At 43.4% G+C, this 12,944-nt stretch carries 6 protein-coding genes and 1 pseudogene; 6 read left to right on the top strand and 1 reads right to left on the bottom strand.

What is annotated here, in order from left to right:
• Positions 1–228: 228 nt before the first annotated feature.
• The 6 genes and pseudogenes from L2703_RS07805 (at position 229) to panP (ending at position 10,003) form a co-directional block, all read left to right on the top strand.
• Positions 229–2,190, top strand: a pseudogene (locus tag L2703_RS07805) (OmcA/MtrC family decaheme c-type cytochrome).
• 97 nt (positions 2,191–2,287) lie between these two features.
• Positions 2,288–3,277, top strand: coding sequence for a DmsE family decaheme c-type cytochrome (locus L2703_RS07800; RefSeq protein ID WP_248970550.1), 990 nt, complete (start codon positions 2,288–2,290; stop codon positions 3,275–3,277).
• A gap of 12 nt (positions 3,278–3,289) precedes the next feature.
• Positions 3,290–5,377 carry an MtrB/PioB family decaheme-associated outer membrane protein gene (locus L2703_RS07795; RefSeq protein ID WP_248970549.1) on the top strand — a complete coding sequence of 696 codons (2,088 nt, stop codon included), beginning with the start codon at positions 3,290–3,292 and terminating at the stop codon, positions 5,375–5,377.
• Positions 5,378–5,705: 328 nt separating this feature from the next.
• Entirely contained in the window at positions 5,706–6,860 is a 1,155-nt protein-coding gene (locus L2703_RS07790; protein WP_248970548.1) for a sugar diacid recognition domain-containing protein, read from the top strand.
• Between the two features lie 123 nt (positions 6,861–6,983).
• Positions 6,984–8,153, top strand: coding sequence for a glycerate kinase (locus L2703_RS07785; RefSeq protein WP_248970547.1), 1,170 nt, complete (start codon positions 6,984–6,986; stop codon positions 8,151–8,153).
• 197 nt (positions 8,154–8,350) lie between these two features.
• Positions 8,351–10,003: a pyridoxal-dependent aspartate 1-decarboxylase PanP gene (gene panP, locus L2703_RS07780; protein ID WP_248970546.1), complete on the top strand. Its 1,653-nt coding sequence runs from the start codon at positions 8,351–8,353 to the stop codon at positions 10,001–10,003.
• A 525-nt stretch (positions 10,004–10,528) separates the two neighbouring features.
• Here panP and L2703_RS07775 read toward each other — a convergent pair.
• Positions 10,529–12,406, bottom strand: coding sequence for a methyl-accepting chemotaxis protein (locus L2703_RS07775; RefSeq protein ID WP_248970545.1), 1,878 nt, complete (start codon positions 12,404–12,406; stop codon positions 10,529–10,531).
• Positions 12,407–12,944: the final 538 nt, after the last annotated feature.

Here is a 12,944-nt window from a genome sequence, read left to right as displayed (position 1 = left end):
GGGTCTTTTTATTTGACGAACAATTCACAGGCCAGAAGTCCGTATTTTATATACCTCTTTATTAATAGGCTGATCACCATCACACAATTGCGTTCGCTTTACAGACGTCTTGTTGTTTGTAAAGTAATCTTAGTCATGGGAAAACTAATTCCAACATCAACTTAACTGAATTCAATAATGCAGAACATACTGCCAGTAAGTTAGATGGATGACCTTTGCAGGGAAAAGATGATGAATATAACACACACAAAAATTGCATTATTACTTGCTATGTCTGCATCAATGACACTGGTGGGGTGTGGCGACGGTAGTGACGGTGAACCCGGCAACCCTGGAAATCCAGGCGGTGAGCCCGCGGTTAGCATTCAAGAGCTAAACCTTGATATTACCGATGTGACCTACCAAGACAACAAGCCAACAATCACGGTATTTGCAACCAATGAAAATGACCTACCGATTGCAGGATTAACAGCACTAGAAGTCAAAAAAGTAGTTCAGTTAATACCAGCCGGTGCAAGTGGTGCAGGTAATGCAGCCCAATGGCAATATATCGGTTCACAAGACGCATTTACTGATTTAGGTAACGGAAAATACACCTTTACCGTGAATGTTGAAGGGTTTAATCCAGAACTGACCCAACGTTATAATGTGATCTCAAGTGCATCAACACTACTTGATGGCATCTCAACATCACCAAGAGCCGAGATCACCGAAGACTTCGACGGTGAAGGTTAAAGCGCCAAGTACACCAAAAATATTGTCAGCGATGCCACCTGCAATACTTGCCATGCAAAAGGCGAAAGTATTTATCACAGCTATACCGACTTAACGACCTGCATTAGTTGCCACACGAACGAAATGGCAATAGAAAAAGACAAAGTGCAAGTCGACTTCAGCCATCTAATTCATAACGTTCATAACAACGCAAAAATGTATGGTCGCAATCTCGATAAAAGCGCAGAAGCAGCACATGCAATCGTGCAAGACAATTGTACAACCTGTCATATAGAGTCAGAACAATTAACAGAATGGAACAACTGGACACGTATTCCAACCATGGAAACCTGCAGCAGTTGCCATACCGACATTGACTTCAAAACAGGTCAAGGCCACCCACAACAAGTAGACAACTCAAACTGTATTGCTTGTCACAATGCGAGCTGGACCGAAACCTTGCATACCTCAGCCTTTAGTGAGAAAAAAGCCTTTATCAACCAGTATGGTATGAGCGCAACGTTAGTCGCCAATAAAGCCACTGCTGATGATAAATCTGCAACGTTATCGGTAACCATAGTAGACGCTAATGGCACAGCAATTGATGCCACCTCAATTGTGAGCAAAATCCAACGACTTGAAACCATCACTAACGTTGGGCCAAACTTCCCCATTATGGGTTACAACCCTAGCCCAGGCAGTGGACTTGCAAAAGTGACTAAAGACTTGGTCAAAGTGGGTTTATTGCAAACCGATGTGACCGTTGCTGACGGTAAACTGGTTTACACCATCCCATCACTTCCCTTTGGCAGTGGTGACACCGACACCGCATTTAGCTTTTTAGGCCTAGAAATGTGCAACGATGGTAGCCAAGCAATTGATTGTGCAGATGGTGTCGCCACCACCAGCATGAAAGCAGAACTCACCCATGCAACCTACTCAGGTAATGCCCCGAGCTATCGCCATATTGACTCCGTTAATTTTGGCTCATGTGAAAGCTGCCACGGAGAAACCTTCGAACTGCACAAAGGCTATCACGCTGGGTTTATAATGACCGAACAACTAGGCCGCGAGCTTAACGGTAAAATGACTGTGGGCGTAGATGGATGTGTCACTTGCCATACACCAGATGGCACCTATGCCTCTGGTGCTAATCAAGGCGCACTTGAAATGAAACTTCACAGTGTGCATGGCGAGCAAGGGATTATCAAAGACTGTACTCAATGTCATGACGACTTCAACCTAGACGCATTTAAAGTGAAAGGCGCCCTTGCCACATCAGCAGGGTTATACACCACACCTATCACAGCAACTTGTGCATCGTGTCATGGCTTTGACGACATATCACAACACGCCACCAGCCAAGGGGCTATTGTTAACGGTAGTTATCAAGAAGCAAACGATGCCGCGCAGTTAGAAACTTGTTTCTACTGCCATGCACCCAGCATTGGAAATCATACTCAAGTAAAACTGTAATCTGTTCATTGAGAGAGAAGCCAAGCTTCTCTCTCAAGCTGTGACAAACATTATCAGACGGTTGATCATCACAATGGACAAATTAGGAAGTCTACTTATGAAGACCACAAATAACATCAATACCCTATTATTAGCCCTGCTCTGCTTGACGGCATCAACCGTATTTTTATCAAATCAAGTACACGCAGCAAAGTGGGATGCCACAATGACGCCGGCTGAAGTTGAAGCCACACTTGATAAAAAGTTCGCAGAGGGAAAATACTCCCCCAAAGGCGCAGACTCCTGCTTAATGTGTCATAAAAAATCAGAAAAAGTCATGGATCTTTTTAACGGTGTCCATGGGGCAATAGACTCATCAAAAAGCCCAATGGCAGGGCTACAGTGTGAAGCCTGCCACGGCCCATTGGGTACCCACAATCGTGGTGGCAAAGAGCCGATGATTACGTTTGGTCCTGACTCAAGCCTGGCAGCCGACAAACAAAACAGTGTGTGCATGAGTTGCCATAATGACGACAAACGCATGACATGGGAAAGCAGCCATCATGCCAATGCCGATGTTGCCTGTGCCTCTTGTCACAGCGTTCATACCGCCAACGATCCAGTCTTGTCAAAACAAACTGAAATGGATGTATGTACCAGTTGCCACACTAAACAAAAAGCCGACATGAACAAACGTTCCAGTCATCCAATGAAATGGGATCAAATGACCTGTAGCGACTGTCACAATGCTCATGGCAGCTTAAGTGACGCCGATTTAGTGCAACCTACCGTCAATGAAACATGCTACAGCTGTCATGCAGAGAAGCGTGGCCCAAAGCTGTGGGAGCATGCACCCGTCACCGAAAATTGCGCCAATTGCCATAATCCCCATGGGTCTGTTAATGATGCAATGCTCAAAACGCGTGCTCCACAATTGTGTCAGCAATGCCACGCAGGCGACGGCCACACCAGTAGTGCCTATCTTGGCAACACAGATATGGGTTCAACAGTCAATGGTAATGCCTTCACGGGTGGACGAAGCTGCTTAAACTGCCATAGCCAAGTCCATGGGTCAAACCACCCATCGGGCAAACTATTGCAGCGCTAAGGAGATAACAACATGAATACAAAATTAAACATCATTACCTTAGCAATACTATCAAGCTGCAGCTTTGGTCTACTTGCACAAGGTTATGGCTTGGCAGACGCAAAAACAGATAATGTAAAATTTGATGCTTGGCAATGCAAAGGATGCGTGGTTGAAAAAGGCACCTCGGGCTTCGTTGGAGCAGGTATAGCCTACAACGGTGAAGACGATATTCAATCTGCCAATGCCTTCAATAGCAGTAACCAAGTGGCAGGTAAAATCGATGCAGATATTCATTACCAAAGTGAAACAGGTTATCAAGCTAACGTTGCAGCGCATCATCTTGGCATGGACAACGGCCGTTTAGACATCGATGTGGGTAAACAAGGTACCTACAACATTAATGTTAACTACCGCTCTTTTGCTCACTATCAATCAAATAATGCATTAAGCCCTTACCAAAATATGGGAGGTGATTACCTAACTCTGCCAGACAATTGGATTACGGCAGGCTCAAGCCCAGACATGCCAATGCTTTACAGCAGCTTAACCCCAACAGAGCTTTCATTAACACGCGACCGTGCTGGACTTGGATTTGAGTACCAAACAGCGTCGCTGTTTAGCACTTATGTCAACTTTCAACGTGAAGAGAAAACAGGCACCAAAACGACATCAGGTAGTTTTTATAACCAATCGATGATGCTGGCAGAACCTGTCGATTATACCACCGACATCCTAAACGCAGGGGTTAAACTTCGCGGAGATAATTGGTTTACAAGCTTAAATTATACGGGTTCTGTGTTCAAAAATGACAATAACCAACTCGGATTTGACAGCGCATTTAATCCAACATTTGGCGCTCAAACCACTGGTTATATCGCACTCGACCCAGACAATGAAGCTCATACCGTGTCGTTATTAGGCCAATATAATATGGCAAAAACCAATCTAAGTGGGCGAATACTCATAGGGCAAATGACTCAAGATCAAACCCTCACCACCATAGGTTACGGTTACCCGCTGCCCGCAAACAGCATTGATGCAAAAGTGGGCATAACAGGGGCGACATTAAAAGCCCTCACTCGACTTAACCGTGATTGGCGGATCAGCGGCAGTTATGACTACAACGACCGGGATAATCAAACCCAAATCGAGCAATGGACCCAAATAAGCATCAACAATGTCACCGGAGAAGCGGCCTATAACACCCCATACGATCTCACGACTCAACGAGCCAAGCTCTCGAGTGATTACCGCATAACACAAGGTATAAAACTCGATGCAGGCTATGATTTTGAACGCGAGGAACGCAACTATCAAGACAGAGAAACCACAGACGAAAGTACCCTATGGGCCAGGCTGAGGATCAATTATTTTGAAATGTGGGACATGTGGCTAAAAGGCAGTGCCAGCCAACGTGACGGTTCAAAATACCAAGCATCAAAAATATCATCAACTGAGCAAAATGCGCTTTTACGCCGTTACTATCTTGCTGATCGTGATCGCAGCCAAATTGAGGCCCGTTTTAGCCATACACCAATAACAGATCTCAGCATAGATTTTGGTGCACGCTATGCCCTAGATGACTACACAGAGACACAAATAGGCTTAACACAATCAACTGACACTTCCTTTGACGTCAATATTAATTACATGCTGACATCTGATATGTCACTGAATGTATTTTACAATCACCAAACCATTGAATCTGAACAATCAGGCAGTTCAAATTTTAGTGTAGCTAACTGGCAAGCTGATATTGAAGATACCATTGATTATGTTGGGGCAGGAATAAACTACAACAACTTATTAGATAGCCGCCTAAAATTGGGGCTAGATTATCGTTATTCAAACTCAGACAGCACCACACAAGTCAGACAAGGTATCACTGGTGAATATGGTGATTACTTTGCAAAAGTGCATAACGTTAACCTGTACGGACAATACCAAGCGACTGATAACATGAGCCTGCGTATTGACTACAAAATAGAAAAGTATCTTGATAACGACGATGCAAACGACATTAACCCAGACACAATCTGGAACCTCGTTAGCTTTGGCAATATTAATCATGACTACACTGCACACATGATAATGCTCAGTATGAATTACCGATTGTGAATAATACGTAAACCAAGATAACGCTCAGTATTTTGTTTACTGTTAGCAACAATCAACAACAATAATGCCAACACCATGTTGGCATTGTTTTATTTTGTACAAAAAACTTGCAACCTAACATGATTTAACATTATATTAACAACGTGAATAACTTGTGATTGAAATTTGGGCAAATGGATGTTGCCCACATTTTATTGCTATTACCCCTGTCTCCTCCCCCCCTCTCAAACGCATTTTTAAACATTGACTGCCACTGGCAACACAACATAAGTTATTATGATCTCAAAGGTGATTTGATTGCCATACACTAGAGGCACTCGAGGTAATAATGCTTCAAATTGATACAGATATTGCGGGTAAAATTGTCGACCGCACAATGAAAATAATCGGCCACAATATCAATGTCATGAACGCGCAGGCAGTCATTCTTGGCTCAGGTGAAAAGCACCGTATTGGCACCATTCATGAAGGAGCTTTACTGGCAATCAATCAAAATCGTAACGTTGAAATCAATCACACCATTGCGGCCAATTTACAAGGGGTAAAACCCGGTTTAAATCTTCCTATTCATTACCAAGGTAAAATCGTCGGTGCAATAGGCATAACAGGTGAACCAGACACATTAAGCCATTACGGCGAACTACTTAAAATGACAGCCGAAATGATCATCGAGCAAGCTAACTTGCAAGAGCAGCTACAGTGGCAAAATCGCCAAAAAGATGAGTTTATTTCACAACTAATTCATGCAAGCGACACCGAACTGCCATCACTTAAACAATGGGCTTTACAATTAGGCATTGACTTGTCAGTGCCACGAGTGGCAATCATCATTGAACTAAACAGCAATAGCACTGATTGTCAGCACGACAATCAAGCACTCAAGCAGGTGATGCATTTACTGCAACATCCCTTGCGTGACAAATTAATTGCAATGACATCGCTCACTCAATTAGTCATCCTCAAACCAGCCTTGGCTGACGGTCAACAATTTAACCCTGAACGAGAAAGCCAGCACATAGACAAATTACTTAAACGACTACCTGCTAACATGCAAATAAAGCTGCACATTGCCTTAGGGCACTACTTTAGCGGTGACTTAGGTATTAGTTATTCCTACCGTACAGCCAAAGAAACCCTCGATATTGGCAAAAAATACCACCCAGAAAAAAGCAAATATGTGTATCAAGATTACAGCCTACAAGTCTTATTATCCGGTTTACGCCATCATTGGCGCGGACATGCCCTTACAGGCCCATACCAAAAATTACTTGAGGCCGACAACAACCAACAATTGCAAAAAACCTTAGCGGCATATTTACAGCACATGGGCGACTTACAAGCGTGTGCTAATAGCTTGTTTATCCATAGAAATACACTTCGTTATCGCCTTGATAAAATTCAGCAAATCACCCAAATTAATTTGCATAATTTCAATGGCCTACTGAGTTTATATCTTGGTCAGATCATCCATCAACCAGACTAACCGCCATCATTGTGCAATTGCACAATAAAATACGACAAAAGCCCGAACAATTAGTGCGAAATATCAAAGAAATTTAAGCGTAATGATTTACTATTAGTGGTAAATCATCTACAAGAGCTATTTATGAAAATCGTCATTGCACCAGACTCATTCAAAGAAAGCCTTAGTGCGCTTGACGTAGCTAACGCCATCGAGCAAGGGTTTAAGCATATTTTCCCTCACGCACAGTACTGCAAAATCCCCATGGCCGATGGTGGCGAAGGGACAGTGCAAGCCATGGTTGATGCAACCGGCGGCCGTATAATAGAGCGTCGCGTTACTGGGCCATTAGGTACTCAGGTAAACGCATTTTATGGCATTCTTGGGCAACCAGATGCAAACGGTCAGCTTACTGCCGTCATTGAAATGGCAGCGGCATCGGGCCTTCACTTAGTGCCACCACCGCAGCGTAATCCGCTAATCACCACCAGTTTTGGTGTTGGCGAGCTAATTGCTGATGCGCTCAATCAAGGGATCAAGCACATTATTTTGGGCCTAGGAGGCAGTTCGACCAATGATGCTGGCGCAGGAATGATGCAAGCTCTTGGCGCAAAACTCACCGACATGAGTGGTTCCGACATTGCATTTGGAGGTGCTGCCCTCGCTAACTTACATCATATTGATATCCAGTCACTGCATCCCAATATTAACGATTGCCAAATTGAAGTCGCTTGTGACGTTGATAACCCATTATGTGGGCCTAGGGGCGCCAGCGTTATTTTTGGTCCACAAAAAGGTGCAAGCCCAGCAATGGTAGCGCAACTCGACCACGCACTGGCTCATTTTGCCGATGTGGTCAACCGCCAACAAACACCACAAATTAGTGTCGGGTGTGAACATCAAGCTGGATCTGGCGCCGCGGGCGGAATGGGATTTGGCGTGATGGCAATGTTAGCTGCAACCTTAAAACCAGGGGTTGACATTGTCACTCAAAGCGTTGAGCTGGCAAAACATTGCCAAGATGCCGATTTAGTTATTACTGGCGAAGGGCGAATTGACGGTCAAACTGTCTATGGCAAAACGCCAATGGGTGTACTCAATGTTGCCCAAAAATACAATGTCCCCACTATTGGCATTGCAGGCTGCTTAGGTAATGGCGCAGACGCAATCCTCAAACAAGGAATGAAGGCGATTTTCCCGATAATTCCGGCAGTACAACCATTAGAACAAGTCTTATCTGACGCTCAAGTTAATTTAGCCCATACCGCTAAAAATATTGCCGCAGTATGGTCATTATCACTCAAACAAACCTAAACGTCCCTTCACTGACTACCTGCACTTACAACGCCAATAATGTCAGCGCAGGTAATGTGTAAACTGCATAAAGACTTGAAGCAAAGCCTAGCTTACAGTAAAGTTAGCACCCTCATTTCGTCCCTTAGGCATTGCGGTCAATTTAACGCATCAGTCCTTGTCTTTGGGATGCGGTTTTCACCTTAACGGCAAGTACAATGACCTCAAAAATCACCCGTCAAGCACAAGCTTCAGCAGACAGTTTACTGCGCATTTTTACTGCACCTGAAGATGCAACATCGACGTTAAGCATTATTGAACAGAGGTTATCTCAAGACTTAGCCGGTTTTTTAGGTAACAGTATTGCCGCCTTAGAAAAGCCATTATCTGAAATAGAAACAGATTTTAATGCATATCAAATACCTGCAGATCCAACCTTTGTATCTGATTATGCTGATGAAATCATGCAAAATCTGGTCGCACACTCTGTCCATACCGCCGCGCCAAGCTTTATTGGCCACATGACCTCTGCCCTACCATACTTTGTATTACCGTTATCTAAAATGATGGTGGGGCTAAACCAAAATTTAGTTAAAATTGAAACATCCAAAGCTTTCACGCCACTTGAGCGTCAAGTGCTGGGCATGATGCACCATTTAGTGTACCAACAACCCAGCAATTTTTATGATCAATGGATGCACAGCGCGAACCACTCCCTTGGCGCCTTTTGTTCCGGTGGAACAGTGGCCAACATCACCGCATTATGGATAGCGCGCAACCGTTTACTTAAAGCACAAGGTGATTTTAAAGGGATCACCCGCGAAGGTATGACCAAAGCCCTTCGTTTTTATGGTTTTGACGATATCGCAATTTTAGTCTCTGAACGCAGCCATTACTCGCTTGGTAAAGCGGCTGATTTACTCGGAATTGGCCGTGACAACATTATCAGCATCGCAACCGATGAAAATAATAAAGTCGACGTAGATGCGATGCGTCAGGCGGCAAAAAAATTAGCGGCGCAAAATATTAAAGTGATGGCGATTGTGGGTGTAGCTGGCACCACAGAAACGGGTAATGTTGACCCACTCACAGAACTGGCCGAACTCGCAGCTGAGTTGCACTGCCACTTTCACGTTGACGCAGCTTGGGGCGGTGCGAGCCTGTTATCAAACAAATATCGTCATTTACTCAAAGGCATAGAGCTTGCAGACTCAGTGACCATAGATGCCCATAAACAAATGTATGTGCCAATGGGGGCTGGCATGGTGATATTTAAAGATCCTGAGCTAGCACAAGCCATTGTGCATCATGCAGAATATATTTTACGAGTGGGTTCTAAAGATTTAGGCAGCCAAACACTAGAGGGCTCTCGCCCAGGCATGGCTATGCTGGTACATGCTTGTTTACAGATTATTGGCCGCGACGGCTATGAGATTTTGATCAATAACAGCCTAGAAAAAGCCCGTTATTTCGCATCCATTATCAAACAACACTCAGAGTTTGAATTAGTCACTAAACCAGAGCTGTGTTTACTCACTTATCGATACATCCCCAGCGCAGTACAAACGTTACTTGACGATGCTGTCGCCAATAATAACGATCTTTTGGTTCGTCAAATCAACGAGCTTCTTGATGGTTTAACCCAATTCATTCAAAAGCATCAACGCGAACAGGGTAAATCGTTTGTATCGCGTACCCGTATAAAACCCGCTAAATACTTCAGGCAACCCACCACAGTATTCAGAGTGGTGTTAGCCAATCCGCTCACCAATGAGCAAATATTACATGATGTGCTGGCTGAACAAGTTGAAATAGCCCAATTAGACAATGAATTTTTACCGCAGCTGATGGAGTTGGCCGCAAATACTTAAGATCGCAAGGTTCCACCCTGCACGAGCCAAAAGGGGATCAACAGCAATCCTCTTTTGGATCACCCCAGCCATTCCAACCTCAAGTCCAGAGTTGAATTTAAATATTTTTAAGCAAAGACCAACTCGCTTTTGGACACAATTAGCTTAAAGAACAAGATTGAACTGATTTTATTAAATTTTATTCTGACACCACTAAATTTCTGACCCCACTAAATTTATTAATCAACCTCAACTCTGGATAAGAGATGTATTGATAACGATATAAATCAATAGATTGACCAAAATCCACTGTCAAGCTTGTGATTTGTTTTGCTAACAAGGCGAATTAACGCGTCAATAGATAGCCTATTGCAAGTTAATTCAACGCAGTGAGGAAGGCAAAGGACTGCTTGAAAGGCGTTTGTTATCCAGAGCTGAGGTTAATCAATTAATAGCGTGCCACATTGTCGCTAAAAACGCCCGTTCATGCTAAAAAACAGGCAACGGGCGTAATCAATTAAGCTTACAAAAAGCTTAATCTAAGACTTAAAAAGTAAACACCTCGACAGACTTGTTCAGCTGCGAAGAAATACTTTTTAATTCAGTCGCAGTTTGGCTATTACTTTGCGCACTATCAAAGGTGTCTTTTGCCAAATCATTTATCGCAACAATACTTTGATTAATGTCGGCAGCCACATGGGTTTGTTCTTCTGCTGCCGTGGCAATTTGATTATTCATATCTAAAATCATCGACACAGACTGCAATATCGCCACTAATGCTTCGTTTGCACTGGCAGAGCGCGCCGCGGTGCTTTGCGCATTGTTCATATTCACTTGCATCAAGCTTACAGACTCTTTGGCTTCAGTTTGCAATTTACTGATCATATCTTGAATTTCACGAGTGCTCTCTTTGGTACGATTCGCCAAATTTCTTACTTCGTCAGCCACTACAGCAAAGCCGCGACCATGCTCGCCGGCTCGCGCAGCCTCAATAGCTGCATTGAGCGCTAAAAGATTGGTTTGCTCTGAAATGCTATCTATCACATCTAAAATGCCGCCAATACGCTGAGTTTCTTGCTCAAGCCGAGTCGTTACAGACACGACTTTATCTAATCCGCCAACAAGAGTGGTTATTTCACTATTCATTTGATTGACGATTTCGATCCCACCCTCTGATGACTTTTGGGCTTCGTCTGCTGCTGTCGATGCCTGCATGGCATTACGAGCAACTTCATCAACGGTAACCGTCATTTGATTCATTGCCGTCGATGTTTGCTCTAACTGCAGCATTTGCGACTCGGAACTTTGGCTAACACTTGATGCTGCTGAAAACATCTTGTCCGATGATTTAACCAACTCAGCACTGGCGCTATTTATGCGTTGTAATGTTGAGGTAAGCTGCTTTGCCATCACTAACGTAGCTGCGTAAACCCCAGTTTCATCACCCGTTCCAATACCTGCAGCAGATAAGTCACCTTTAGCCACACGCTTAACAATATCTTCAATATCAGTTGGCTCACCACCAATAGGGCGATACATCAAACGTGTCACCAATACATAAGTCAATGTTAATGACGCCAATAAAGCCAACACAGCAATGCCGATACTCAAGATTAAATTGGCAGTTGATGCTGCATTAATATGCTGCCAACGATCCCAAGACCAAACGCTCCAACCTAAAGTGGATAACTTTGCATTAAGTGCAAAGTAATCTTCGCCGGCTTGTTGATAATTAATCCCCGTTGAATCGCTGTTTTTAAACGGGGCAAAATCGGGTTGTACATCAAATAAGTTTTTACCTATTTGCTCTGTATACTTAGACGCTAAAATAAATCCATCTTCGCGGCTTACATATAATTGACCACTATCAGACAAGCCTGCAATAAAGTCAGTAATCGATTGCACCCCAATATTGATACACAACACCGCAATGGTTTTACCACCTCGAATAACAGGAACGGCAACAGCCATCACAGGAGTACCTGTACTACTAATATAGGGCGTAGTGACAATGTACTGCTCACCTGCAAAAGCTCTAATATACCATTCACGCTTAAGCTCAACTGCGCTAAAGTTTGGAATAACGCCACTAGGCAAATACGTCACGCCATTTTCCAGGCCAATATAGGCTTCTAACACGCCAAGTTTTTGTTCTAATTGAGCTAACTGGCGCTTAATTTCATCGACATTGAGTTGCCCCTCATCAATTGGCATATTGCCAGCAACCAGTGTTAAGGTGTCAAAATAGCGCAGCATCCTTTGTTCTAATGCATCGGCAATGAGATGAGCCTCGTTACTGAGCTTTTCGCTGTAATCATGCACAGATGATGCTTTAAAGTTTAAGTAGCTCACGGTGGTGATCAATATAATGACCACAGCAAACAAACCGCCAATAAAGCTCACTAACTTTAATTTTGCACTCATTGTCGCTCCTAAATCATTGTCTTGGAACATGGTGTTGTCTTTCATTATTGAATGACAGACCGATTAAACTGATATACCTAACTAACCTCAACTCTGGATAAGAGATGTATTGATAACGATATAAATCAATAGATTGACTAAAATCCACTGTCAAGCTTGTGATTTGCTTTGCTAACAAGGCGAATTAACGCGTCAATAGCTAGCCTATTGCAAGTTAATTCAACGCAGTGAGGAAGGCAAAGGACTGCTTGAAAGGCGTTTGTTATCCAGAGCTGAGGTTAACTATAAAACACTGCTGGAAATTCGTTAGGATTTTGCCAAAATTTTTAACATCATTAAAAATTTATCGGTCGACATATCAAAAACTAAATAACCTGAGTTCGGGATAAGGGATGAACTTATGCTATTTAAAATCAACATGTTATCCTTTCTCACTTTCAAGCTTGTCATTTGTTCTGCTAACAAGGCGAATTGACGCGTCAATAGCTAGCCTATTGCAAGTCGATTCAACGCAGTTAACAGTACAAAGGACTGTTTG

This window comes from Shewanella basaltis (genome assembly GCF_023283885.1).
Taxonomy (GTDB): Bacteria; Pseudomonadota; Gammaproteobacteria; order Enterobacterales; family Shewanellaceae; genus Shewanella; species Shewanella basaltis.
The sequence above is the reverse complement of the archived record's forward strand: the minus strand, read 5'-3'. Positions and strand labels throughout refer to the sequence as shown.